24 protein-coding genes are annotated in these 26543 nt (G+C 54.5%); 5 read left to right on the top strand and 19 right to left on the bottom strand.

Translation table 11 applies throughout. From position 1 onward, the window contains the following. Nucleotides 1-335: 335 nt before the first annotated feature. The 12 genes from tatB to NM686_RS09275 all read right to left on the bottom strand — a co-directional run bounded on the left by tatB (nt 336) and on the right by NM686_RS09275 (nt 14534). A complete protein-coding gene (tatB, locus tag NM686_RS09330) occupies nt 336-674 on the bottom strand; it encodes a Sec-independent protein translocase protein TatB (protein WP_255187608.1) in 339 nt (112 codons plus the stop codon). An 8-nt stretch (nt 675-682) separates the two neighbouring features. Then, nucleotides 683-898: a Sec-independent protein translocase subunit TatA gene (locus tag NM686_RS09325; RefSeq protein ID WP_255187607.1), complete on the bottom strand. Its 216-nt coding sequence runs from the start codon at nt 896-898 to the stop codon at nt 683-685. A gap of 52 nt (nt 899-950) precedes the next feature. Beyond that, a complete protein-coding gene (locus tag NM686_RS09320; RefSeq protein WP_255187606.1) occupies nt 951-2546 on the bottom strand; it encodes a PepSY domain-containing protein in 1596 nt (531 codons plus the stop codon). 58 nt (nt 2547-2604) lie between these two features. Then, nucleotides 2605-3204: a c-type cytochrome gene (locus NM686_RS09315; RefSeq protein WP_255187605.1), complete on the bottom strand. Its 600-nt coding sequence runs from the start codon at nt 3202-3204 to the stop codon at nt 2605-2607. A gap of 60 nt (nt 3205-3264) precedes the next feature. Then, nucleotides 3265-3855: a peroxiredoxin gene (locus NM686_RS09310; protein WP_255187604.1), complete on the bottom strand. Its 591-nt coding sequence runs from the start codon at nt 3853-3855 to the stop codon at nt 3265-3267. Nucleotides 3856-3863: 8 nt separating this feature from the next. Further along, nucleotides 3864-4250 carry a cytochrome c gene (locus NM686_RS09305; protein ID WP_255187603.1) on the bottom strand — a complete coding sequence of 129 codons (387 nt, stop codon included), beginning with the start codon at nt 4248-4250 and terminating at the stop codon, nt 3864-3866. Between the two features lie 76 nt (nt 4251-4326). Further along, nucleotides 4327-5790, bottom strand: a complete 1464-nt coding sequence (locus NM686_RS09300) for a DUF1501 domain-containing protein (protein WP_255187602.1) — start codon at nt 5788-5790, stop codon at nt 4327-4329. 163 nt (nt 5791-5953) lie between these two features. Beyond that, a complete protein-coding gene (locus NM686_RS09295) occupies nt 5954-8296 on the bottom strand; it encodes a DUF1549 and DUF1553 domain-containing protein (RefSeq protein WP_255187601.1) in 2343 nt (780 codons plus the stop codon). 71 nt (nt 8297-8367) lie between these two features. Further along, complete coding sequence (locus NM686_RS09290) at nt 8368-8847, bottom strand: rhodanese-like domain-containing protein (protein WP_255187600.1); 480 nt, start codon at nt 8845-8847, stop codon at nt 8368-8370. A gap of 748 nt (nt 8848-9595) precedes the next feature. Next, nucleotides 9596-10558 (bottom strand): SMP-30/gluconolactonase/LRE family protein, encoded by a 963-nt coding sequence (locus NM686_RS09285; RefSeq protein WP_255187599.1) that lies wholly within the window; start codon nt 10556-10558, stop codon nt 9596-9598. Between the two features lie 214 nt (nt 10559-10772). Next, nucleotides 10773-11816, bottom strand: coding sequence for an IS701 family transposase (locus NM686_RS09280; RefSeq protein WP_255188588.1), 1044 nt, complete (start codon nt 11814-11816; stop codon nt 10773-10775). 81 nt (nt 11817-11897) lie between these two features. Then, nucleotides 11898-14534, bottom strand: coding sequence for a TonB-dependent receptor (locus NM686_RS09275; RefSeq protein WP_269022760.1), 2637 nt, complete (start codon nt 14532-14534; stop codon nt 11898-11900). A gap of 627 nt (nt 14535-15161) precedes the next feature. On the opposite strand from NM686_RS09275, the gene NM686_RS09270 reads away from it, so the two are divergent. Together NM686_RS09270 and smbP are read left to right on the top strand one after the other, a co-directional pair. Further along, nucleotides 15162-16205, top strand: coding sequence for an IS701 family transposase (locus tag NM686_RS09270; protein WP_255188588.1), 1044 nt, complete (start codon nt 15162-15164; stop codon nt 16203-16205). Nucleotides 16206-16344: 139 nt separating this feature from the next. Next, on the top strand, nt 16345-16683 hold the full coding sequence (smbP, locus tag NM686_RS09265) for a small metal-binding protein SmbP (RefSeq protein ID WP_255187597.1): 339 nt from the start codon (nt 16345-16347) through the stop codon (nt 16681-16683). Nucleotides 16684-16964: 281 nt separating this feature from the next. Here the strand turns inward: smbP and NM686_RS09260 are convergent, their stop codons facing one another. The 7 genes from NM686_RS09260 to NM686_RS09230 all read right to left on the bottom strand — a co-directional run bounded on the left by NM686_RS09260 (nt 16965) and on the right by NM686_RS09230 (nt 23721). Next, on the bottom strand, nt 16965-18023 hold the full coding sequence (locus NM686_RS09260) for an XdhC family protein (RefSeq protein WP_255187596.1): 1059 nt from the start codon (nt 18021-18023) through the stop codon (nt 16965-16967). A gap of 1 nt (nt 18024) precedes the next feature. Beyond that, nucleotides 18025-20283: a xanthine dehydrogenase family protein molybdopterin-binding subunit gene (locus NM686_RS09255; RefSeq protein ID WP_255187595.1), complete on the bottom strand. Its 2259-nt coding sequence runs from the start codon at nt 20281-20283 to the stop codon at nt 18025-18027. Beyond that, nucleotides 20280-20753, bottom strand: a complete 474-nt coding sequence (locus NM686_RS09250) for a (2Fe-2S)-binding protein (RefSeq protein ID WP_255187594.1) — start codon at nt 20751-20753, stop codon at nt 20280-20282. Before NM686_RS09250 ends, NM686_RS09255 begins: the two co-directional genes overlap by 4 nt. A gap of 97 nt (nt 20754-20850) precedes the next feature. Then, complete coding sequence (locus NM686_RS09245) at nt 20851-21597, bottom strand: class II glutamine amidotransferase (protein ID WP_255187593.1); 747 nt, start codon at nt 21595-21597, stop codon at nt 20851-20853. A 143-nt stretch (nt 21598-21740) separates the two neighbouring features. Beyond that, nucleotides 21741-22430: a lectin gene (locus tag NM686_RS09240; protein ID WP_255187592.1), complete on the bottom strand. Its 690-nt coding sequence runs from the start codon at nt 22428-22430 to the stop codon at nt 21741-21743. A gap of 117 nt (nt 22431-22547) precedes the next feature. After that, nucleotides 22548-23486: an ISAzo13 family transposase gene (locus NM686_RS09235; protein ID WP_255187591.1), complete on the bottom strand. Its 939-nt coding sequence runs from the start codon at nt 23484-23486 to the stop codon at nt 22548-22550. 16 nt (nt 23487-23502) lie between these two features. Beyond that, the gene (locus NM686_RS09230) at nt 23503-23721 is read right to left on the bottom strand and encodes a hypothetical protein (protein ID WP_255187590.1); all 219 of its coding nucleotides are present in this window, start codon (nt 23719-23721) and stop codon (nt 23503-23505) included. A gap of 799 nt (nt 23722-24520) precedes the next feature. Here NM686_RS09230 and NM686_RS09225 point away from each other — a divergent pair. From NM686_RS09225 to NM686_RS09215, 3 genes are read left to right on the top strand one after another with little or no spacing between them, the layout of a single operon-like run. After that, complete coding sequence (locus tag NM686_RS09225; protein ID WP_255187589.1) at nt 24521-25327, top strand: energy transducer TonB; 807 nt, start codon at nt 24521-24523, stop codon at nt 25325-25327. A gap of 9 nt (nt 25328-25336) precedes the next feature. Beyond that, a complete protein-coding gene (locus NM686_RS09220) occupies nt 25337-26104 on the top strand; it encodes a MotA/TolQ/ExbB proton channel family protein (RefSeq protein ID WP_255187588.1) in 768 nt (255 codons plus the stop codon). Beyond that, nucleotides 26104-26514: an ExbD/TolR family protein gene (locus tag NM686_RS09215; RefSeq protein ID WP_255187587.1), complete on the top strand. Its 411-nt coding sequence runs from the start codon at nt 26104-26106 to the stop codon at nt 26512-26514. The genes NM686_RS09220 and NM686_RS09215 overlap by 1 nt, the downstream gene beginning before the upstream one ends. Nucleotides 26515-26543: the final 29 nt, after the last annotated feature.

Genomic DNA, 26543 nt, shown 5'->3' with positions numbered 1-26543 from the left:
GGCCACCGTATCCTCCTTGAGCTAAATCGTTGTCACATCGCTAATTACCTCCTCTGTTGTCATATCAATCATCCTAGAAAAATCATTGGGTCCACGAAACACACGAAAATCACGAAAAGTTTCAAACCGTTATCACGCCTAAGAGCCGCACCGGACAGGTGAATCATCGATAAGCTTCATAACACAATGATTTATTTCGTGTATTTCGTGATTTTCGTGGACTTACTGCCGTTTTTAGGCTCATATGACCGCATAAACCAAAGTCAGCCACATGGCAGCATTGAACGATTTTTAACCATGAACGAGGCACTCGAAAGCCGGATGCAAGCCCACGCCTATCTTCCGGTTGGTTCCATCTGTGTTTCGAAAACCTCCTCCGCCAAATCGCCCCCCCCCTTTTCTTGGCCAATGGCATCCATCGCCGCTTCGATATCGCCAAGGGCGGTTGCGCTATCGGCGACACCTCGCCGCAACTCGGCGGCTAACGTTTGCAGGCGCAGATCGTCGGCATAAATCTCCTGTCGAATCTCGGCCTTGATGCCGGCCACCGTGCTGCGGGCCTTGCCTAGCCAAAAACCGGTAAGACGTGCAATTTTCGGTAATTTTTCCGGCCCGATGACCAGTAATGCCACCGTACCTATCATCAATAATTCCGAGAATCCGACCTCGAACATAGCCGGCCTCAGCAGTCGGATTGTTTGCGATCGAGTGAGGCAACATCCAATGCCTCTGTCCGCGGGTCAAGCGAAAACTCGGTTTGCTCGGCATCTTTCACCGCCTTGCGAAAGCCATTGATAGCCCCACCCAAATCGGAGCCCAGGTTTTTCAAGCGTTTGGTGCCGAAAAGTAAAATGACGATAGCCAATACCACCATTAGATGCGGCAGACTGATACCCATGTTTTTCTCCTGTTAATTATGAAAATATTGTCATGCTGACGATGCGAATCCCTCAATCACTGGCCGTTTCGACCACCAATCTGGGCTCCGGAACTTTCGTCCCAGCAATTACGCGTTTCCTTTTCGGGGCAAAGGTTTTCTTGAGGCGTCGCCAGCCAATCACTAAAGAGCTAGCACCCAGCACGACGCCAAAACCGACCCAAGTCAACATCCAGACATCCCATGCCGGACGGTAATACAGCCAAGCAAAATCCCAATGATGAAGCGCGGAGTACAGCCAGCGGAATACTCGTCTGCTGTTGTCGGCTTGCAACAAAACCTTGCCGTCTTTCGGATCGAGGTAATACCGAGTGCCAGCCGGATCGGCCAGTTCCACTTTCAATACCGGCAACGGCTTATCGACGGCGTCTTGATGGTGGCGAGGGTAGTAATAGTCGTCGTACATTTCCAGCCAGTCGATCACCGAAACCTGTTGGCCGTCCCCCATGCGGACGGCCGCGGCGCGCAAATCGGCTTCGCCGAAATAACGTTGATCGTCGAATGGATATATGTCACGTTTCCCAGTTCGCTCATGACTCAACAGAACGGCTTTATCGCCCAAACGCCGCCAATTCAACTCGACTACATCGGCATCCGCTTTGATAACGGCGGCAGAAGGTCGCCAGTCCATCATCGCGTCCGGCAATCGGTCGCCCAAATAGCGGGCCAATTGGACTTTATCCGGGTTCGGTTCGGAAAAAACCTTGCCGGGATTGGTATCGACCACACCGCTGAAGGCCCAAGCCAGAGACAAACCTCCCCCTAGTAAGCCGCTCCAGAAATGCCACTTGGCCCAACTTTCCCGATAGGGTTGCGTGCGTCCTTGCGAATAAGTCGGCTTGCCGCCCCAGCCGGGCCGCCAGCGCAGCCAGCCGATGATCAAGCCGGTGAAGCAGGCTATCGTCGCGCCTAATCCAGACCAAAGCTGCACATCGTGTCTGATATGCCCCAAGCCCAGGTCTTCCAGCGGCTTGAATAAATGCAGCCAATTACCGGCGTAGAACAAAGCTCGATCCAGGCGCGTCGATGCATGCAACACATCCCCGGTGCGGGCGGAAATCAGCCAGTGCCGACCACGCGTATCGGCCACGCGGTGAAATGGCGCGTAGGCATCTCGATTACGCAATAGCGAGGTTTTGTCCAGCGATTCCAGATACGTCAATTCCGCCGGCGCATCGCCCTCCTCGTGCTCAAGCCATTGTTGCACGATAGCCAACGCCTGCTCGCGGCCAATGGTTTGCGGGCTACCATCCAACGCTGACCAAGCGTGCTGTTTACCGCGCGTATCCTCGATCAGCCAAAGCGGCTGCCCCGCACGCCGAACCAGGCGGGCATCGGCTATGCTCAAAGGTATTTTCTCGCCAGACTTCCCGGCATTATCCGTACCCAAAGTCGTCGGATTACGCGCCCAAACGTCCCCTAGGCTCAGCCAGCCCTGCTCAGGGGCCAGTCGCTCGGAGTGCGACCATTGCTCAGCCAAACCGCTAGCCATGGGTTTGGCGTACATGATCACCAAGCCCGTGCCGAACCAGACGAACATGAACAACGCCAGCACGATGCCCAGCCAGCGATGGGTTTCATATAACAACCAGTTGACGGTATTTTTCATTGATTGACCTCCTCTTCATCTTAAAACGGCGAATGTCATCGCCAAATCAATACACACGTCAAAGACCTTCCAGGTAATCCGCCAAGGCCTCTATCTCATCGTCGGTCAAACGTTTGGCGGCTTCATTCATAACGTCATCTGGACTATTGCGCCGTATCCCGAGCTTCCAGGCGGCCAATTGCCCACGCAAATAAACTCTGCGTTGACCGCCGAGGCGGGGATACACCTTATCCGGCTCGACCTTGCCTTGCCCTGCTTCGCCATGACATTCCGCACAGGCCTTCAGTCCACGCGCCCCGTCACCCATCGCGAATAGTCGTGCAATCGCCGGATCGCTCCTTAAACTCTGACCACGCATACGCGGTAACCCGGCAAAATAAGCCGCAATGTCTGCCATATCTCGATCGCTTAAATCTTCGGCCATGCGGTTCATTATGTGATGCTGGCGCTCGCCGGAACGGAATGCCTGCAATTGCTTGATCAAATAGCCCGCATGCTGTCCGGCATGACTGGGAAAGCGCGCATCGCCGCTGATACCATCCTTGCCATGGCATTCCTGGCAACGTTCCGCTTCCGAGAGTTGCGCGCCAATGGCTACGTCACCGCCCTTGACCACATTGCCATTCAGGCTCTCGGCCGCGCGCCCCGTTGACGTCACACAAACGAATAACGACACCACCCACAAATATGGGAACGCCCATTTTTTTCGACGCGCCACTTATTGGGACTGTCGCTTGGCAGCCAGCTGTTGCACGATTTCCAGGGACTTGGCGACGTTTTCCTCGGGCCGCAGTCCACCCAGCGTTGCCGCGATTTTGCCGTCCGGCGTCACGACGAAAGTCGTGCGCTCGGCAAAACCATGCTTGATTTCAACGCCGCGACTGTCGGTCTTACCGGGCGCAGGATCACGTACGGCCAGATCATAAGATTTGGCGATACGTCCATCGGCGTCGGAAGCCACCGGAAACTTGCCGGCGCAAAAATCCGGATCGGCCGAAAATTCGTTCAACCGCTGGATGTCGTCCAGCGAAACCCCTACGATAGTGGCGCCAGCGTCCGCAAATTTAGCGTGATTGACCGCGAAACTATGTGCCTGAATGTTGCAACCGTTCGTATAGGCCGAAGGATAGAAATACACGACTACCGGCCCCTTCTTTAACTCCGCCTGTAACGAATATTTAAAGTCCTTGCCGGCAAACGAAGCCTGCGCCTCGATGGGCGGGGCTGGATGCCCTTCCGGCAGAATGGCGAAAACTGGAAAGCTCAAATTGGCAATGGCCAGCGCCAACAACAGGTTTTGTTTGTTCATGATCGTCCCTATAACGGTTTGTATTTATCGTGGCAGGCGCCACGGCATTGTTTGGAAAATTCATTGGCCGCCTCCCCAGCCGTCGCCAAATCCTGAGCCTGCAAGGCCTGTAAAATCTTGCCGGCCATCGCTTGATAATCCTTGGAATTTTGCACGGCATCCTCGGCGTCGCCGCGTTTGGCAAAGTAACCTTCCACCCGCTTGAAGGCCTCCAATAATTCCTGGGTTTCCTGGCCTGCCGAGGCGGCATCGGCTGCCGCGATGTTGTTTTGCACGTTCTGGATTTTGGTTTCCACATCGTTCATCAATTCCTCGAAGTCAAAATCCGCTTCGGCATACAATTCGCCGCTCATGAGCAAACAGCCGACAATGGCCAACAGTCGTAATTTATTCATCGATCTCCTTCAAATACCAAAACCCATCCCGGCCGCCCAATACATGCGGACGACCGGCCAAAAAATTTCTCTCAATCTAAGTAATCAGTTCCTTGATGACCTTGCCATACACCACGGTCGGCCTTTCCGAGCGCCCCTGGTATTTGTAGATCAGTTTCAAATGATCGAGGCCCAATTGATTCAGTACCGTGGCATGGAGGTCATAGGTATCGACTTCCTTGCCTTTGGCGGCCTGCACGCCGAGAGCGTCGGTCTCGCCATGGGTGTAGCCGGCATTGACCCCGCCGCCAGCCAGCCATTGGGTATAGCCCCAAGGATTGTGGTCGCGGCCATCACCGGATTCGCTCCACGGGGTACGACCGAATTCCGAGGTCCACACCACCAAGGTCGAATCGAGCATGCCCTTGGCTTTAAGGTCCTTCAACAAACCGGCAATTGGCTTGTCGACGATTTTCGAGTGTTTGCCGTGGTTTTCCTCGATATTCTGATGCGCATCCCAATCGCGACTGTCCCCCTTGATGTCCGTAGGCCCCGATACCACCTGGATGAAACGCACGCCGCGCTCGGCCAGGCGGCGGGCCCTGATCAGGAGTTCGCCATAGGGTTTAGTGATGTCCTCGTCCAGCCCGTACAGTTTTTTGGTGGCTTCCGATTCCTTGCTGTAATCGACGGCTTCCGGCGCGGTTTCTTGCATCCTGTAGGCCAAATCGTAGGATTCGGTGCGAGCCTGTAATTCCGTGTCCCAAGGGTAACGCCCGGCATGCGCCTCGTTGAGCTTGCGCAGAAAATCCAGGGCATTGCGTTTTTCGGTGTCCGCTACATATTCCGGGTTTTTCAAATGCAGAATCGGCGAGTCCCCCGGCCGGAAAGGCGTACCTTGGTAGACAGCAGGCAGGAAGCCTGACTCCCAATTCGTTACGCCGCCGCGCGGTTCACGTTTGTCGTTGTACAACACGACATAGGCCGGCAAATTGGGATTGGCGGAACCGAGCGCGTATTGCACCCAGGCTCCCAAGGTCGGGCGGCCCGGATTCAGCCCGCCGGAGTTCAGCTTCATGATCGAAATATCGTGCGTCGCCCCGATCGTTACGCTGGACTTGATGAACGCCAGATCATCGGCATGTTCGGCCAGATGGGGCAGCCAGTCGGAAAACCAGGCGCCGCTTTGACCGTGCTGTTTCCAGGTTCTGGGGGTTGCAATGAGTTTGGTGATGCCGCCCTGGGTACTGGTTTTGATGCCTTCCAAAAACGAAGCCGGGATTGGCGTGCCGGCACGTTTGACCAATTCGGGTTTGTAATCGTACAAGTCCAGCGTGCTGGGGGCTCCGGCCATGTGCAGCCAGATCACGGTCTTGGCCTTGGCGGCAAAATGCGGCGCCTTGGTCGCCAACGGATTGTCGCCACCAATGGCATTCAGTAACGCATCGTCGGCCAGCGCGCTGGCCATGATGCCGCCGCCGGGCAGCATTGCGCTGACGGTCAAGCCACCGATGCCGTAGCCGGATTTGATCAAAAAATCACGTCTCGATCTATTGTTCATACTGTTCTCTCTTCATAAGGCGGGATCGCACCGAAAATAGCTTTCTGAAATAACACTGGGGGGAAAACGTGTCAGAGCCATCGAAAAAAGCCACTCTCGGCAAAATCCCAAATTTGTATAACCGGCTGGCAATTCGTCAAAAAGATCAGCCGGACTCTGTGTTTTAAAAGCGGTAAATAAACTCGTTAGAGTTGGCCACCGTATGCACCAGATCCACGAAAGCCGCGGCGCGTACCGGATCGTCTATTTTCTTGTCCTTGACGCCGGCCGGCACGTTGACCTCGAATTTGCCGTCTTTGGCCTTGTCGCGTATCACCTGCTCTTGTTGCTCCAGGAAAGCTTGCAGCGTATCGATCTCATCGTCGCTGGCATTGCGAGCGAACAAGATTTGGTACAAGTGGTTGATCCGGTCTGATTTATCGTCACCGGCTTCATTGATCACCCGGCCGGCCAACGACTTCGACCAATCGAAGATCACTTCGCTGTTGAACAGGGTCAGGGCTTGCAGCGGCGTGGTGGTTACTTCGCGCTTGCTATGCGCTTCCTGCGGCGACGCCATGTTGAACGAATCCAGGATAGGATACGGAATGGAGCGCCGGGTAAACACGTACAGACTGCGGCGGTTGTGATCCTGCTCGTCCTTGGACGTGCGCCACATCCGATCCTGGAACTGGGCGTTGTTGTTGCGGTAATTGGTATTGATCGCGGACGGCAGCGGCGGATACACGCTGGGTCCCCCGACCTTATCCACCAACTTATTGGCCGCTACCAGCAAGGAATCCCTGACTTGCTCGGCTTCCAGGCGTTGCCTTGGGAACACGGCCAACAATTTATTTTCCGGATCGGCTTGCTTGACCTCTTCGCGCGCCTCCGAAGATTGCCGATAGACGCTGGACAGCAAGATTTCCCTATGTAATTTCTTGACACTCCAACCGTCCTTGACGAACTTGCCAGCAAGATAATCCAGCAATTCAGGATGGGTCGGTTTCTCCCCTGCCTTGCCGAAATCGGAAACGGTGGCAACGATGCCCTTGCCGAAGTATTGATCCCAAACCCGGTTCAAATAAACCCTGGCTGTCAGCGGATTGGATTCACTGGTGAGCCATTTCACCAAGGCCGAGCGGCGGCCGGACGAAAACGATAGTGGCTTGATGTCCGGTTTCTCGTCAGTAATCGCCGCCGGAAAAGCCGGTTCGACTTGCTCCTGCGGCTTCTCGTGATCCCCCACCGCGAACACGAACGACGGCGGAGCATCGGCATGCCCCAGTTCGGTCATCGCCGAAATCTTGTTGGAACTGGTGGACGGTTTCAGTTCATCGAATTTGCGTAATTCCTTGTTCAGCTTTTCGAGTTCGGCCCACTGTTCGGCGATTTTCTTGTCGAACGTTTTAGGATCGCTGCTTTCACCCCGTTCCTGAAAAAAAGATTGCAGACTGGCCTCATTGGTGACATTGGCCAAGCGGTGATTGACCCAGCGATCCTGAGCGGTCCACTGTTCCTTGGGCTTGAAGATGGCTTCGCGCGAGTCGGTCAGATAACGTTCCTTGTGATATTTGAGGGCCTCCTCACGATGAGTGTCTATGATGGCTTTTTGCTTGGCACGAATCTCTTTGGTCGCTTCATCCCATTTGGCGTACTGGGCTTCGTATTGGGCTTCGTTTTCTCCTTTGTTACGCACAGGAATGTTGTCTACCGGCGCGATATTCGCAAAAAAGGCCTGGAACGAGAAATAATCCTTTTGGCTGATCTTGTCGAACTTGTGGTTATGGCAGCGCGCGCATTCCAGAGTCTGTCCCAGCACCACCTTGCCGACCGTGTCGGTGATGTCGGTGGTGATCTGGTATTTGCGCTGTACCAGGTCGCGTGAGTTGCTGTTGTCGGGAAATTGCGCCATGAAACCGGTCGCGATCAGGGCTTGTTCATCGCCCGGCCATAGCTCGTCGCCGGCCAGCTGTTCCTGAATGAAACGGCTATATGGTTTGTCGCTATTGAAGGCGTTGATCACATAATCCCGATAACGCCACATGTTCAGCCGGTCATTGTCGTTCTGGAAACCGGTACTGTCGGCATAACGGGCCAGATCGAGCCATTTGCGCGCCTGACGTTCGCCATATTTCGGCGATGCCAGCAAACGATCCACCAATTTTTCATAGGCATCATCCGAGTCGTCATCGACGAAGGCTTGCACCTCCGCCGGCGTAGGAATCACGCCCCAGACATCCAGCGTTGCGCGGCGGATGAAATTGGCCTTATCGGTATCGGGCGACGGTGTCAATCCCTTTTCCTCCAAGTGAGCCAGAATATAGGCATCGATCGGCGTGCGTACCCAGTCTTGCTGGCTGACGCTTGGAATCACGGCCGCCTTGACCGGTTGATACGACCAAATCTTGCCTTTCGACACCGACTTGCCCGCCTCGTCAACCGGTTTATCGTCGGCTGCCTGCGGAGCGCTGGCCATGGCAAGCGCCATTCCCCAGACCAAAGCGGAATACAGGTGTTTTTTCATTGAACTGCTCCAAATAAACAGGACTGCAGGCTCGCGCCCCACAGCCGGAAAACGTTAACGGTTGAAAATTTTTAGCGGTGATCGGCTTGCGCCACGTCTTTCGACGCCGGCGGGACGATGCGCACGATCTTGCCGCCCTCTTCCTCGTAATTTTGTGAACCTATCGCACCCACCACATGCAGCCCTTTATCCGCCAGCAGATCGGCCGCCTTGCCAGCCCTGCCGGCATGATTGGAGACGGTGACGATGTCCCTATCCCTTGGTATGAATGGCAAAGCTTGCTCCAGTTGATCCAGCTGGATATTCAGGTAAACGGGGAAAGTGCCGATCTTGCTGATCTCGTCTGGACGCCTGACGTCGACGATCAACAGCTTTTCCGGCTTGGCCAGCAGCGCGTCGATTTGGGCCCGATTCAGTTTTGGGGTCTTGGCGGTATAAGGCTTGGACGCATGCGCGGCATCGGGCTTGGAGCCGGCGGATTCCGCCGCGAAACCTATCGGCGCAGTGGCCAGCAAGGCCAAAAAGGTCAATTGACTCAGAGTCTTATTCATGGCTGTTCTCTTTTGTTCTTGATTGATGAAAGCGGATCGCATGCCAGGCATGCCTATCACACCAGCATTACAGCAATCCTCATGCCAAATACGACGCTGACGAATCCTTGCTGAAAAACAATCCAGCCCTTTGTTTTTGTTTGAGTTTTATTGTCAACCAATCAACACGTAAAAACGCGAGCACGAAATTCGCAAGATCGGCGGCGCCGGACTGATGCGCCAGCAACAGTGGCGCAACAGTGGTTGCTGTGGATTTAGCAATGGCGAGCATCCTGATGTTTCAAAAAAATCCGGGACAATCGAACTGCGATAAGGCGACCGAGCTAGCCGATCGGCTTCGAATAGCCTAAAACAGCTTTCGCTCCGGCCCATGAAAATAGCATCCGAGGGCGCGGTTGCTTGCCAGACAGGGCGCCGTAAATACAGTCCTGCAGGTTCGACGGTGGCATCCTTTCCGCTGACACCTGCCCAACCAGCAAACGCGTCCTCATATTTTTTTACCCCCGGAGTAAGGCAAAAAAAAACGGGTCCCGATGCGTATTCGAGACCCGTCAAGAGGCAGCAACATTAGTCCATCACCCGAGAGGGCAATCATAATGCCGGCTCCAGCCGCCACCGGCGGGCGTTTATCTTCTCAAGCGCCATCCATTTAATTTCGCATCCCTGCAAAATTCAGACGTCAACCGAACAAGGCGTAAATCGGCCTACCATCCCGCGTTCCCGCTTGCACTCGAAAAGTACTGCATCATTACTTGGCGCGGCCTGTAATACCACGAGCCAACAGAGGTAATTTGTAAGCCGCGCCACGCCCGACGACGTACAGTACATGCTTGTCTTTACCGGCAAAGGCAAGATTTTGCGGCTTTTTCGGCAACGGAATCACGCCGAGCGCCTGGCCTTGCGCATCAAAAATTTCTATGCCGGCATTGGAGGCCACATACAAACGACCTTCGTCGTCCAAGGCCAAACCGTCCGCTCCACTACTCCATGCCCCATCCTCATCCGCTTTCCATCCAGCCAGTTTGGCAAAATTCCTGCGATTTAAAATCGAGCCGTCGCTACCGATGTCATAGGCCAGGACATGCTCTCCAGCCGTATTGGCCACATATAAGGTTTTTTCATCCTTACTGAGTTGAATGCCGTTGGGCCGCTCGATATCGGTCGCCAACCGTTTCAAGTCGCCGATGGGACTAATGTAATAAACGCCGGCACGCGAGGGCTCTGGATCAGGATTTTCCTTGGTTGGACGCGTGCCGCTGTCGGTAAAATAGATGGCGCCGTCATTGGCGCGCACCAGATCGTTGGGGCGTTGAAACTTCACGCCCTGGTAATCCTTGGCCAACACCTGTTTTTGCTTCGCCGGATAAATAAAGCCTACCTGAGTATCCTGGGTCTGCACGGCGATGATGCGCTCATCCGGCGTCAGCGCCAGGCCGTTGGCGCCGTTGGTCTTTTCCAGAAAGGTCGACACCTTGTCGTCCGGTCCAATATGGACGATTTTGTTTGCCTTGGTTTCGGTGAACAGCAAACTGCCGTCCGCCAATCCTATCGGGCCTTCCGTGCCGTCGAAACCGTCTTTGATCAATTCCACCACTACGCCGCCCGGCACCACGCCGGGAATGACCGGTGTAACGGGGTCGTCCGCGCCGGCAGTGCCGGCGTACAGAAAGGCGCCAATGCTGAATAATAGGGTCGAATACTTAGGCAACATAACTCTCCTCAAAAAACAAATGAATGCCGACCAGTCTCTTGCGACGGCCGGCTATATTTCATTAACCTTAAAACCGCGGTTAATCCACGAAAAGCGCGAAAGACACGTAATGCAGTCACCCACGAGGTATCGGCTTGTTGAGCAATAACGTTCTGAAACTTTGCGTGATTTTCGTGTGTTTCGTGGACCAAATGATGTTTATAGGATTTAGGACTTACGCATTGACGGAAGCCTGAAACTGTGGGTTCAAATATTCCTTGCCGACCATGAAGCTGTTGACGAATGCGGCGATCACATCCTGATACAACGTTCTTTGCCATTGGTAAGCATTGCGAATAATTTCAGTAAATTGCATTCGCTGCAGATGAACATAGCCACATAAAGCGGCAAAGATATGGTTGAGTATCGGTACTTTGCTACGGACTTGGAACTTCTCGATGTTGCAAACCTGCTTGATCATGCGGTGGTATTGCTCGATCTGCCAATGCTGGTCGTGCAGTTTCTGAAAATCGGATTGCTTAAAGGCATCATAAGCCTCAGCCTCTGGCAGGAACACCACGTAATGGCGCAGTTGGTCTTTTAACCGCGTCCGAAACAGCTTCACGTTGCCAAAATCACGTAACCAGACCCGCATGCCGTCGTCAGGAATGTCCAGTTTTTGTACCTGGATCCAGGTGCCTTTTTCCGTCGACACCCGGCGATTGCTTTCCACCGCAAACATAAACCCCATCCGGTGGTTTTTTACCGTCTTAAGGTTGTCCACACAGGAATACCAACTATCCCCGGTCATAAAATTCGGTTGTAATCCCCAAGCCAGCACCTCGCCCAACATGTCGAGGAAATAATCATTTTTGGTTTTTCCTTCTGCCTTGTCGTATACACGATAGTTAACGGGCAGGCTGCGGCCTTGCGGGTCAGTGTAGTATAACGTGATGAGATTCAAGCCTTTAACCACGCGATGATGCTTGCCAGACCAAAAATGTCCAACCAGTTCCATGCGTTGGCTGTAGGGTTTGTCTAAGGTGCTGTCATCCACGTTCAGCGTCCCGCCCACCAAGTTCAACAGACATTTTGCCTCATTGAACAAGTCTTTCGGCTCGTAACTTTCTCGTAACAGGAAACGATTCACGCTGTCATGGGAAATGTTCATCACCTCGGAAAGACGGGTGCAGGTACTTGATTTCGGTTCGCTCATCAAAAATCCCATATACATTGGCAAGGTGCAACGCGCTGTCGGTGGGCGGCTAGGCTTTCTTATCATCCCTGAATCGTTCTTGTTAAATGTACTTCCTATGACATAGTTATTGCTTGATCGTCAATGCGTAAGTCCTAGGATTAACTAAAACTTGGCCCTGAAATGCACGCCAAAGTAACGGGCATCGCCGTACGCGGCGCTAGCGGCAGCACGCGCCGAGAAGTTGCTGACATTGGTCACGTAGATGGTGTCAAAGATATTGCGGCCGACCAGATCCAGGTTGTATTTGCCGTTTTTGGTGCCAAGGCCTATGCCACCATCGGTAACGTGGTAGGCATCCTGCTGGCCGTAACGCGATAAACTGGCGTTGTAATTGGCCGCCGACTTATAACTGTCGATCAGATACGCGTGCCATTGCAGACCATAGTCGTTGCCATAGCCGAAGGTCAAAGGCGCCCTGTAGTCGAAGCCGAAGTTGGCGGTAAAGGCCGGCGCGTTCGGGATGGTTTTGCCGGTCTGATCGCAAAAGGCTTGACCCGTGATTTCGGGCGGACACGGCGCGTTGGCAAAATCGGTATAGATGGCTTTGTTATACGAACCGTTCAAGAACAGATTCAAACCCTGAGCCACATCCCAACTGGTTTCCAACTCGATGCCGCGCAACTGTATGCCTCCGATGTTGCCCAGTTGGGTCTGATATTGGCCGGGACGGGTTTCATCCGGCAACACCAGTTGCGACTGAAAGCCTTCGATGTCGGTTTGATAAAAGTTGACGTTCGCGGTCAGCTTGCGATCCAGCCAGCTGCTTTTAATCCCAAACTCGTAGTCCATCACGTCCTCGGGTTTGACGTTCTCAGTCTTGCCAGTGTTGAAGTTGAACTGCGCGGCACCCGATTTTTGCCCGCCGGCGACAGAACCATACACCATCAGATCCTCAGTGACTTTATAACTGGGGTTGACCAGCCAGTTTTGCGAATTCTGGTCGAATCCTTGCCTTGGCGCATCCCACTCCCGACCGAGCTGCGCAGATCGGATAGCCTTGGCGTCCGAGATGTTTTGCGCCGTGGCGCCGATGGATGCACCTAGCGCATCCAGGTCGGAACCGCCTATGTTGCGACTCCAGCCGGTATTTTCGCGGCGTTCGAACGTATTTCGCAGCCCCAGCGTCAAAGTGGCGTCATCCGTGACGTGCCAGTTAATCTGACCATAACCCGCATAACTGTCCGTTGCCGGGACAACATTTTGGTTATACAGAACATTGCGCATGGACGCGGCCATCATTTGACGCCCAGTGGCCGTTCCATTCAGGCGGTTGTATTGCGCGTTGGACGCAAAAAACGCGCCGGCGTCGTTGCCGAACAAACGTTGGTTAAAGGTGTCCGCAATCGTCCGCATCGCGAAAATACCGGCTTGATAATCGATAGGCCCTGGCTCCTTCGAGCTGATGCGAAACTCTTGCGACCATTGTTCGTTTTTGACGGTCCACCCGGCGATGCGCTCGATGTCAGCCGTCGAACCATCGCCGTCGTGATTGGGTTCGAACAAGGCATCGCGCCAGGCCGAAACAGAGGTAAAACGGTGACCCAGCGCATCGTAGTTGATTTCGGCCGAAACGCCGGAGGCATCGCCACGCGAGGTGCGCCTGTCATTGTTGGCCATTTTGCGTGGATCGCCTATCACCGTAATCGGCTGGCCATTGCTGGTGATGTTGTTGAACCAATCCCGTCCCAGACGGCTGCTGAATGTGGTGGTTCTGAGCGTACCATCGTCGAAATGGGTGGGATCGGCAATCAGTGGCTGCACACTCATGGTTTGTTTGGATGAGCTCTTGTCGACGATCAACCGCGCACTGAGTACATCGCTCGGTGTCAGCAAAAATTGCAGACGACCGCCCATGGCATCGGTTTCGCCCAGTTCGCCTTCACTGCGATGGATATCGAGATTTTGAACGTATCCATCGCGTTTATCGATGAAACCCGACGCTCGGTAAGCCAGCAATCCGGGCAAAACCGTACCTCCCGCACTGAATTTGCCTTGTAATGAGTCACGGTTGCCGGCGAAACCATCGACATAGTAACTGTCTTTAAACGTTGGCGCTTTGGTCGTAATGTTCAGCAAACCCAGGTTGCTGTTTTTACCTTGTAGCGTGCCTTGCGGCCCGCGCAACACTTCGACTTGATCCAGATCGGGAAAGTTGGCCCATGCCGAGCCGGTCCACGCCCGCCAAACGTTATCCACCATTACGCCAACGCTAGGCTCCATCGATTCGTTACCACTATTTTTTCCCAAACCGCGCAAGGCGATACTGGTTTGACGGGTATTTGCCGAGGTAACTCCGAGGTTGGGCGCACGGCGGGAAAAGTCCTGCACGGTGACAATGTTGTCGCGTTCCAGGGTTTCGCGGTTGATGACCGCAATCGGAATCGGCACCTCCTGCAGCTTTTCTTCCTTCCGTCGTGAGGTGACGGTTACTTCAGATAGGTTCTTCGGCTCTTCGATCACCTCCGGCTCAGCCTCGGGTTCCGCCGCCGCCAAAGCGGCATCCAGTGGCGCATCGACATCCTCGGTAGCAGGAGCCGCTTGAGTTTGTACAGCCGACGCGGCCTGTTCCCGTTGCCGCGAGGCCTCGAGTTCCCGCTGCAATCTTTCCACCTGTGCCTTCAATTCAGCCACGCTGGGCTCAACCAGCTGGCCTGAACTGGCCGTATTTTGTTCAGCCACATCTTGAGCATCGGCATCATGGCAGATCAATAACGCGCTCCCCGCCAGGGCCAAAGCCATATAGGAGGTCAACGTCCTACGTCCGCTCACCACAAATGGCACGTGACCTTTTTCTGTCGTGGCCGACAGGACTGTATCAATTATTCGCTCTTTCACTTATTCACCTGATCCCTAACAGTTCCCATAATGACGCCAGAAACATCCCCGGCTTATTCGTGAAATTGCAACCTGTGTGCCAAACAAGCCACAAAGCGTAACAAACAAATAATCGATTCCTACTTAGCTGTTTTTTAAAGCATTTTTAATGGCCTCGATAACAGGTGCGTCACATTCCCGCCCTAGCATCGTCCAAACACTGTTGCTTGGCCCGCAGCGACTGTTGCCTATATGCATAGCATTCAGCAATCCAGCTGCATTGAATAGGCTTATTGATCCGGTGATTAGCTGACCGTTAAGCATGAAGGGTTTGCCAACAGGCTATTGCGCTCACATCTGTCTCTGTTGCCGTATGAACGCCGGACCAGCAACGCCTGTTGATTTACCAGCAACACGCCAGGCTGAGACGCCCTGTCCTCCGCACATCATGGCGTTTTATAGATGGCATGATTATTGATAGGACTTACGCATTGACGATCAAGCAATAACTATGTCATAGGAAGTACATTTAACAAGAACGATTCAGGGATGATAAGAAAGCCTAGCCGCCCACCGACAGCGCGTTGCACCTTGCCAATGTATATGGGATTTTTGATGAGCGAACCGAAATCAAGTACCTGCACCCGTCTTTCCGAGGTGATGAACATTTCCCATGACAGCGTGAATCGTTTCCTGTTACGAGAAAGTTACGAGCCGAAAGACTTGTTCAATGAGGCAAAATGTCTGTTGAACTTGGTGGGCGGGACGCTGAACGTGGATGACAGCACCTTAGACAAACCCTACAGCCAACGCATGGAACTGGTTGGACATTTTTGGTCTGGCAAGCATCATCGCGTGGTTAAAGGCTTGAATCTCATCACGTTATACTACACTGACCCGCAAGGCCGCAGCCTGCCCGTTAACTATCGTGTATACGACAAGGCAGAAGGAAAAACCAAAAATGATTATTTCCTCGACATGTTGGGCGAGGTGCTGGCTTGGGGATTACAACCGAATTTTATGACCGGGGATAGTTGGTATTCCTGTGTGGACAACCTTAAGACGGTAAAAAACCACCGGATGGGGTTTATGTTTGCGGTGGAAAGCAATCGCCGGGTGTCGACGGAAAAAGGCACCTGGATCCAGGTACAAAAACTGGACATTCCTGACGACGGCATGCGGGTCTGGTTACGTGATTTTGGCAACGTGAAGCTGTTTCGGACGCGGTTAAAAGACCAACTGCGCCATTACGTGGTGTTCCTGCCAGAGGCTGAGGCTTATGATGCCTTTAAGCAATCCGATTTTCAGAAACTGCACGACCAGCATTGGCAGATCGAGCAATACCACCGCATGATCAAGCAGGTTTGCAACATCGAGAAGTTCCAAGTCCGTAGCAAAGTACCGATACTCAACCATATCTTTGCCGCTTTATGTGGCTATGTTCATCTGCAGCGAATGCAATTTACTGAAATTATTCGCAATGCTTACCAATGGCAAAGAACGTTGTATCAGGATGTGATCGCCGCATTCGTCAACAGCTTCATGGTCGGCAAGGAATATTTGAACCCACAGTTTCAGGCTTCCGTCAATGCGTAAGTCCTAATTGATTGGAGTTTATTGGATTCGTCAAATCGGTACGCACTGTCTCCAGGTGCCGGCATGACATCGGCCAAGGAAGGTCCAAGCGTTGTATTAACAACGAAAATATTTAATCTTTTCTCAATTGGGGGAATTTATGAAAAAATCGATCGCTCTACTGAGCATTTTATTGGCATTGAGTGGTGGCGCCTTCGCCGAAGCCAGCAGCCATGCGGCCGAAGCACTGAAACATGCGGAACACGCGGTGTCGCACGGTGGACAAGGCCATGCCTCGCAATTGGTCAGTCATGCCGAAAATGCATTAGGCCACGCCAAACAGGCTGAAAGCAGCGCTCAGGGTGAAAGCAAGAACCACATCTCGGCAGGCATCAAGGCATTGGAAGAATCCATCGCGCACGGCAACCAAAATCATGCCGAGGTCGCCACCAAGCACGCCGAAGAAGCGGTCAGCCACTTTAAAGCGGCCAACGGCTAATCATTCCATAAACAGACGTTACCTTCGGCCTGCCGACATGGCCGCCGAAGGCTAGCGCGCCATTACTCTGAAAGTAGCAAAATGTGAGGGTGCGGTTGCTTGTTGGACAGGCGTCGGCGGCAAGGATGCCGCCGTCGAGCCTACATGGATGTATTCACGGCAGCCTGTCCGGCAAGCAACCTTACCCTGAAGACTATTTTCATTTGCCGGGGTTATGCCCAGCCTTCATGAACGTTACGATGATTCAAATCGACAGGGAGGCAACATTCGAAATCGCCTGGTTAGGCGAGCGTGAAACCAAGCTGCCCGCCACCACGTCCTTTCAGCGCCGCCTGAATCCCGGCCACGATGGCCAGCGCTATTTCCTCCGGCGTTTCCGCGCCGATATCCAAACCCACCGGCCCATACAGTCTCTCAGCGAGTTCCGCGCCAACCTCCCCGAGACTGTTCAGCAAGCGTTCACGCCGGCGCATCGGCCCCAACAAGCCAATGACGGCGATATGGCTTGCAGCCAGCGCCGCCAGATATTGGCGGTCATGCGAGAGATTGTGACTCATCACCAGTGCGGCATCGAATCCGTTCAATTTCAAATGCGTATTCAAGGCTTCTGGTCTGATATGCAACAAGGCATCGGCTGTTGGAAAACGTCCGGCAGTCAGATAGGCCGGACGATGATCGGCGACGCTGACCTTCCATCCCAGCAACTTGGCGCAATCCACCACAGGCTGCGCATCATCCCCGGCCCCAAGCACCCATAGATGGGTTGGCGGACGAAGCGGTTCATAAAACACTCGGATATCCAACCCGTCCATACAATGATTCCGGAGGAGCGGCCTTCTTGGCGGTACGCCGGATATAAACGGCCAAGGCGCCCGTGCTTGTTCAAGAGGCAAAAATGGGGTTTCACCCGCCACGTAACCAGGATGCTTCGATTCGACGATAGTCGCCAACACGCCATCTTCCCGATTTTCGGCGGCTTGCCATATCGAATTCAATGGTCTAAAGCCGTCAGCCGCCGCCAATCGCTGCAAAAAGATGCGAGTCGCGCCGTGGCAGCCGGCCCCCAGCCCCCATAATTCGTCCTCCGGCCTACGCAAATCGTAAAACACCGTTTTAGCCTTGCCTGTTTGCAGCACATCCCGCGCATGTTCTATCAGATCCGCTTCGAAACAACCGCCGCCCAGCAAACCGCTCAAGCGGCCGTTGGCCTCGATCAGCATGCGGGTGCCGGCTTTCTGATAGGTGTAACCGAAGGTTTCGATGACGGTGGCCAACACAGCGTCTTGCCCCTGTTCGAGCAGGCGCGGATAGGCCGCCAACAAACGATGATGGCTGGCCATATCAACTCCAGCCGAGATCGCTGCGAGATAAAGGCCAATCCCGCACCCGCTTGCCGGTGGCCGCGAATATCGCGTTGCAAACAGCGGGCGCCAGGGGCGGCAAGGCCGGTTCGCCAAGCCCCGTGACCGGGTAATCGGTTTTCAGGAAATGCACCTCGACTTTGGTCGGCGCGTCCTTGATGCGTATCATCGGGTAATCGTGGAAATTGCTTTGCACGATGCGGCCCTTTTCAATGTCCAGCTCCTGAAACAACAACGCGCCGAGCCCATCTATCACCGAACCCTGCACTTGATTTTCCGCGCCGCTCAAGTTGACGATTTGCCGACCGATGTCGGTGGCCACCACCACCCGGTCTACGTTCAGTTTGCCGTCTGGCGATACCGTGACTTCCGCCACTTGAGCAATATAGCCGCGATGGCTGAAATGAAAGGCAATGCCCTGCCCCCGGCCGCGCGGGAATGGCTTTTTGCCCCATTCGGCCTTTTCGGCGACGTATTGCAACACATGCTTCATGCGGTTGACGTCGTAAGGAATGCCGGTCTGTTCATCGCTGCCCGGCAGAAAAGCCTTGTCGCCTAATATTTCCAAGCGAAATTCCAGCGGATCACGACCGCCGGCATGGGCCAGTTCGTCGATGAAGCTGTGGAATACCCACGCAAATACATTGCTGCGCGGCGCCCGCCACGGCCCCATCGGAATGCCGCATTCCAGCGCGGTGTACTCCAGTCGGCAGTTTTCCACCCATCGCCCCGGAAATTCGTCACCGGACAGATTGGCGCCGCTACCCAATTGCAACGTGGCCACGCCGTCCTTGTAAACCGGATGCGAAAAGGTCACGAAATGGTTGTGCCAGGCGATCAGTTTGCCGTTTTTGTCGATGCCGCCGCGCAAATAGTGAAAGCCGCCGGCGCGAAATTGATCGTGCTGCAAGTCGTCCTCCCGCGTCCAGGTCAGCTTGACCGGGCCATCGACGCGCTGGGCGATCGCCGCCGCTTCGATGATGTAGTCCGGAATCAAGCGCCGGCCGAAACCGCCGCCACTGCGGGTAATGTGCAGCGTGATCTTTTCTTTCGGTATTCCCAACACTTCGGTGACGATATTCTGCCCGGCTTCCGGATTCTGGGTCGGCGCCCAGATTTCGATGCCGCCGTCTTTGAACCAGGCCGTGGCGTTTTGCGGTTCGATGCTGGCGTGGGAAATGAAGGGGTAACGATAGGTCGCCTGCACGGTCTTGGCAGCTTCTTTCAAGGCCTTGTCGACATTGCCGTCGTCGCGCAACACTTCTTGCCCCGGCTGCTTGGCCAGTTCATCGGCCTTGGCGCTGAAACCGCTCCAGCTTTGCCCGGCCACCTGGCCTTCGTTCCACTCCACCCGCAATTGCCGGCGAGCGCTAAATGCCGCCCAGGTCGATTCGGCGACGATGGCAATACCCGGCAACAGGCCTTTCAGATTCTGCGTGCCTTCGATCACGAAGGCGTCACGCACGCCAGGCAGGCGTTTGATTGCGTCCAGATTGGCGCCAATCACGCGTCCGGCAAAAGCCGGCGCCTTGACGTAGGTGGCGTAGAGTAAACCTGGCAGTTGCACGTCAATGCCGAACAAAGGCTTGCCGGTGACGATGGCGGGATTATCCACGCCGCCGATGCGGGTGCCCAGCAACTTGAAATCTTTGGGATCTTTCAGTCGCACGGCATCCTTAGCCGGCACCGCCAGCGTGGCGGCGGTTTCAGCCAATTCACCATAGCTGAGCCGCTTGCCGCTGGCAATGTGATGCACCGCGCTGTCGCGAGCAAGCAACTCGCCGGCGGGCAGGTTCCAGATAGACGCGGCAGCCTGAATCAGCATGGTTCGTGCCGTCGCGCCCAGTTGGTGGAATTCTTCATAATTGGTCGGCGTCGAGCGCGATCCGCCGGCGCTTTGGCTGCCATAGATCGGATCCAGATCGGCTTGCTCGATGATGACGTCTTCCCAAGAAACCTCCAATTCCTCGGCAATCACCATCGGCAACGACGTCTTGATGCCTTGGCCGATTTCCGGCTGTTTGCTGATCAGCACCACCTTGCCATCCGGTCGGATGCGAATGAAGGCGTTGGGCCGAAACCCAGACGACGGCAACTCGTCTTCCGGCTTGCCGATGAAACGCTGGGCGCTATCGACCACATTCAAATAATGCCCCAGCACCAAGCCGCCGCCTAACAAAGCCGAGGAAATCAGAAACCGCCGCCGGGCGGAATTGACTGGATATATTTGTTGGGTCATACGGCCTCCTTGCCCGCCAGTTCAGCTGCGCGATGGATGCCGGCCCGAATTCTCAGATAGGTACCGCAGCGACATAGGTTGCCGTCCAAGGCCGCATCGATTTCGCTGTCGCTCGGATGGGGCGATTTTTTCAGCAATGCCGCCGCGCTCATGATTTGCCCGGCCTGACAATAACCGCATTGCGGGACATCCAGCTCTTGCCAGGCTCGTTGCAACGGATGATCGCCGTTTTCACTCAAACCTTCGATCGTTGTGACCTGGCGGCCGGCCACCTCACTCACGGGAGTAATGCATGAACGTGTCGGCATGCCATCCAGATGCACCGTGCAGGCGCCGCATTGACCGATGCCGCAGCCAAATTTGCTACCGACCAGCATGAGCGAGTCGCGCAATATCCATAATAAAGGGGTTTCCGGCCCGGCATTCAGCGTTTGCGTCCCGCCGTTGATGTTTAGTGTGTACTGGCTCATATTCGCTAAAAGCTTGTGGATAAAATTTGGGAAAGTCGTGCGGCGTATCCATCGGCATGGTGTTTGTCTTACGGGCCGGATCATCCACGAGAAAAGGCTATTCGGTTTCTTGTCGGCCACCTGAAAGCTGGGAGGCGCGGCATGAACGCCCAAGTTGCCGGTGGTGATTACGCCCCGCCCAATGGAAAGCGTTGAATTGTTGTCCAAAGCGCCCGCTCAATAAGTCCAATCGTGTCCGGTGTTGAGCGGGGGTACTCTCATGGAGGGGATTGGCCGCCGCCACTCCGAAACGGGCCGCGTCAAACCATTTCGTATTGCTCAACCACACGCCTTTGAATTCGATACCGAGCGGCTCGTTAATGATAATCGTCTTCTGGCGATGAGCATCCATGAAAACCATTCGGTTATCGCTACCTATCTTTTCGGACAAATAGCGTTGGAAATTTTCGTTATGTAGCAACGATGAACTGTACTGCAACAACGGGCTCAATACGTCGTTAGCCATGTGCCAACTGTCCGAGCGCCCTGGCACCCGGCAATTGATATCCAGCGTGCCGTTGTGCGCCATGTAAACGGCATCGGTTAGTTTAAATGGATGCGTATTGGCATTATTGATATAACCGCGCGTCCGTAAACGCAAATGTATGACACATTCATGTCTGGTGAAATGCTCGCACGCACGCCGCAAATGATCGAAACTGCCATGCAAGCCCCGAATGACATGAATTTTTTGCGGACCGCTCAATGCCATCAAGCCATACCCATGTGGATTGTATTGACTCGCCGAATGCAGCAAATCCAAGTCAACTTTGACATGCTTGGGTTTGTAAAGAATCAGGCACATAAATCACTCGTCTTCGAAACGGTTAAACAAACTGACTGTTTTTACAGGGAAACACTGCAAACGATGGGGTACCGGACCCGGCGGCCGGGGTTGGGGTGCATTCATGCTTGTATTTTAGATACCGTCCCAACCCCGCGTGCCTTCTAATCGGCAGCAAAGCAGTAAAAATATCCGGCACCGCCCGTACTCACCAAATTCTCTTGGCTGCAGCCCCGGCTGTCGTGAGTCGAGTTCCACGATACATTGCCGCCGGTTCTGCCGCCGTTGGTACGGTCGAAATGGCCGACGCGGACACTGCCTTCAGCGTTGCTGGTGTAATTTTTACAGGTGTGATCGGCGGCATCCGTATAGGCCGTTCCATCCGGCCTGGAACCCGTGATGATGTCGTGTTCGTTGGGCTGATCGCCCACACCTTTGATCGGCTCGCCCTTCTCGGTGTATGCCGTCTTCCGATGCAGGTTGTTGCCCAGTTGCGCCAGCTCCAAGGTATCGCCATGCAGGTGCGCGACGTCGTTGGCGACGATAACGCCGGCCGCGTTGGCCCAAGGTCCCTTACCGATGCGATCGCGGGCGTTGACGGCTGGCTGACTGCCTTCGGCCTGCGTGCTCAAATAAGCCCGCCAAGTTCGATTGCCGGCACCAACCTCGCCGGCCAGTTTCTGGCAATGGGCGTCCGCGCCGGCCAAACCGCCCAAGTTCGCCCCATTGCCCACCCCCTTACTGGTGACAAAAAAACCCAAGGGCGGCTTTGGCGCATCCGCAGGGGGCTGTTGCGCGTATGCTGAATTGACGCTCAGCACAATCCACCCGACAACCAGATATGTTTTTTTCATTCTCAATTCTCTCGATTAATTAATTTATTGACGCTATGGAGTGCGGCTCCACGCTTCAACAAAAGCACTTATCGTGCCGAATTCAGTAAGGATTCCGTCAAAAATAACTTCCCGAAATTACCTGTTTTGAGGCAGAGCTCGGTAATTCCATCGGGGTAGAAAATCATCAAATACGATTCGCATGTTTTGGATGAAATCGGCGGCACATTTCTTTCCGGTTTCATAGATACCGGTCAAAATGTCGACCGTGACTTTTAATCCGGTTGTGGTCTTAGCTTTTTCCATAAATTGCTTGGCAATGTCGAGCGTATGAAACACGACACCTTGGCAGGCGCGGGTGATGTGCGGAAACAAGCGATGCTCAATCGGATTGTGCTTTGAGCAATAGGGCGGATAGTGTGCGATGCGAATTTCCAAGCCCAAACATTCTGCCAAAGCCTGCACGGCTTCTTTGAAAACATGACGATTAGCGGCATTACTGCCACCCCCATCACACAGGATTAATAACCGCTTGGCATGGGGGTAGTGCTCGCGGCCCTGCCGTTGCCACCACAGGGCGATGCTATCGCAACACAATTCGCTGGTATCGTGGCTGGTATTGAGGTGAATCGTGCCTTCATTCCGAGCCACGTCATAAATACCATGCGGAATGAGCTTACCTTGGCCAGCACTTGGAAAATCATGATCCAGCGTTTCGACAGGGGCTTGTGTATGGGTATGCCCTTCGCGGGCGAAGTCACCGATGAGTTCTTTCTTCTTGGTGTCGATGCTGATCACGGGCTCTCCAGCAGCCAAGTATTCCGCTTTGAGACGAGCAATGTTTTCGAATTGGGCATTGCGGTCGGGATGGGCGCCCATGGATTTTTTCTTGCGCGCCTTGCGTTGGCCCAGGCCGTGTTTTCGCAACAGCTTGCGCACTGTATGACGGCTAGCCGGCGTTCCCATCTCCCGTAACCGGCGACTAATTTCGCAACGCGATAGATTGGTCCATAACACACCTTCCCGCATCGGATCACCGGCGGTGAATTCCGACAGCAGTGCCAGAAAGTTAACCAATAGCTGGGGGTGCTGTTCAATCGCGGGTTTCCGGCCCCCACCTTTTTTTTCGGACCCGCTCCGATGCTGGGTCATCGGCCAAGTCTAATTCCTGCAGTCCACGGCGGACGGTTTTGGGATCGATATCGAATAGCTTCGAAATATAGTCAATACCGCCATGGCCCAATTTCGTCGCTTCTATGCCCGCATAACGACGCTTATCTTTTTCGGACAGGGTGGCAAACAGCCGCTGCATTTTTATTTCAATGGCTTGGTCGTAACCGATCACTGGCTTTTTATCTTACGCTGCGAAAAACGCTTATTATCGTCGATTCGCCCTTAGCAATTCAGGGAAGTTGTTTTTAGCGATATCCTAAGTGCAATAATCGTGTTCGGTAACAATAGGGCCAAAGGCGTTCGAATTCGCTTCCAGTCGAAAGTGAAATGGGTTTTATGCATCGAATCACGCGCATCAAGGTCGTGAGATTTCACCTGAGCGGAATAGCAAACAAGATACCAACTCTTTCGGGACTGCTCCTTACGCAACACCTTGGCCGCAGTGATTGTTTTCCAGGCAACATCCTCTCGATCAAAGCATCGGCCGGCCAGAATCCGGCCGCTCTCAAAAAGGAGCACGGCATCTGCTGCTTTTGAGGCAGGCCGCTAGCAAAACCAAGCCAATGCTGTTGCCGTGGAAGCAACCCTTGGCCGTACCGGTTTTCCAATAATTCGCGCAGCCCTTGAAACAACGGACAGCGACTGACAGCTCCGCCCCAATATACCGATACTAAACAACCACTTATTTCGAAAAATCATCCCAATGCGCGCCGTTATCGCGCTACTCGAATAGCCTGGCATACGGCTTGCATTGACCCAATCGTATCGCGCTGACCGCAATACTTTTTTGGCGACGCTGCCGTCCAACATCGATTACCTGAACGACCGAGTTGCCAGCGTCAAGTCAGCTTTTGGAGGGCGGCCGATTTTGCAATCGCGCATGGCAAACACCGCATCCGTTTTGTTCACCCATGATCGTCGTCAAGAGGAATAACGTTATGAGTATCCCCGCAGGCTCTTTACCCCACTTTGCATCATCCGGAGGCCATGTCGAATGGGATGCGTCGGACGCCGACTTCGCAACGCCGCAGAAGCCGCTCTTGCCGGGCAAACTCGCGAGCAAGGCGCTTGGACAGTTCAAATACGACAGCGAAAATCACGAACGCAAATGGCATGACTACGCGCTGCTGGGCGTTTTATCGCTCTTCGTTCATACCACGGTGGTTCAGCAGTTCGACCATCTAAGCATGGAACAGGAAATCATAGAACCGGCCAAACCCTTGCCCAAGATACAGATCACACTGTCTAGGCCGCAACCTAAACCCATTGCGCCTCCGCCTCCTGTTGCCCAACCCAAGCCGCCGAAACCGAAGGTGGTGCCTTTGAAACCGCAAAAGCCCAAGCCGGTTCCCAAGGTGGTCGAGCAAACGCCGGCGCCCGAGCCGACGCCCATCGTCAATGATGCGCCCCCCGCTCCGGTCTCCGCGCCACCCGCTCCACCCGCGCCGGTCATCCAGGAAAAAATCACGCCGCCGACCGCGGGCGCGGATTATTTGCACAACCCTGCGCCGGAATACCCCGAAATCGCGCAGGAACGCGGCTGGGAAGGCAAGGTACTCATGAAGGTGCATGTTCAGCCCAACGGCAAACCGGACAGCGTGACTGTCGTCAAGTCCAGCGGCCAGAAGGTATTGGACGATGCCGCGGTCAAAACGGTTTACAAGTGGTCCTTCGTACCGGCCAAACGTGGCGACACGCCGATAGCCGGCTTTGTGACCGTACCCATTTCTTTCAACTTATCCTGAGGATTTTATATGTCGGATATTGCAACCAGCGTCATCGTCGATGGCACATTAAACACCCTGATCGGCGCCTCTGTGGTTACTTGGTCGCTGATATTGATCAAGGGCATTCAGCACCTGCGCATCGGTTTTCACAACCGCAAATTCAGCAAGGCCTTCTGGAGTTCTCCCAATATACAGGCGGCCGCCCAGTTGGAAGACTTGAAGGGCCCGGCCGCTCGGGTCGCAGGCGCCGGTTTTTCCACGTTGATCGAAACCGACGACGGCGCCTCGACCCACGATCTGGAACACACCTGGGACCGGCAGGAATTGCTGGACAGGCGTCTGCGCCAGCAGATGCAAAAAGAACGCGGCTCGCTCGAAAGCGGATTGGCGGTGCTAGCCACCATCGGCAGCATCTCGCCCTTCGTGGGTTTGTTCGGCACGGTCTGGGGCATCATGGGCGCTCTGACCAGTATCAGCAAATCCGGCTCAGCCAGCCTGGAAGTAGTCGCGGGCCCCATCGGCGAGGCCCTGATTGCTACCGCCGTCGGTATCGCGGTGGCCGTGCCCGCGGTGGTCGGCTACAACTTTTTCATCCGCCGCAACAAGGTCATCTGGGCGTTTCTGGACGACTTTGCGATCGATTTCGTGCATCTGGCCTTGAAAGCCTCTTTCATCATCGAGCGCCCCAAAGGCAAGTCGCAGACGCAACCCAATCTGAAAGGGATCTCGGGCAAAAAAGGAACGCCTTTTGTTGAATCATCGGATGACCTGATCGCGCAGGAGGCGCACGCCTGATGGCCTTCAATACCAAAGAAGATGGCGGAGACGACGTGATGGGCGAAATCAACGTCACCCCGCTGGTGGATGTGATGCTGGTCTTGTTGGTGGTGTTCATCGTCACCGCCCCGCTACTGACCAATGCCGTGCAGGTGAATTTGCCCAAAACCGCCGAAACCGCGCCGCCCGAGGAAAAGGAAGCGGTCTATCTGAGTGTGGACGCTCAGGGCAAGATCTTCATCGCCAAGCAGGAAATCGCGCTGGAGGCCTTGGAAACCGAGCTGAAAACCCGGCATGACGCCGACCCTGAGCTGGCACTGAATCTAAATGCCGATGACGGGGTGCAGTACGGCATCGTGGCCAAGGTCATGGCCACCATCGAGCGGGCCGGCATCACCAAGCTGGCGGTATTGACCGCGCCGCAATAAATAGACTTCGCCACGATAGGCGTGGCGAG

It is taken from the genome of Methylomonas rapida, assembly GCF_024360925.2.
Taxonomy (GTDB): domain Bacteria; phylum Pseudomonadota; class Gammaproteobacteria; order Methylococcales; family Methylomonadaceae; genus Methylomonas; species Methylomonas rapida.
The sequence above is the reverse complement of the archived record's forward strand: the minus strand, read 5'-3'. Positions and strand labels throughout refer to the sequence as shown.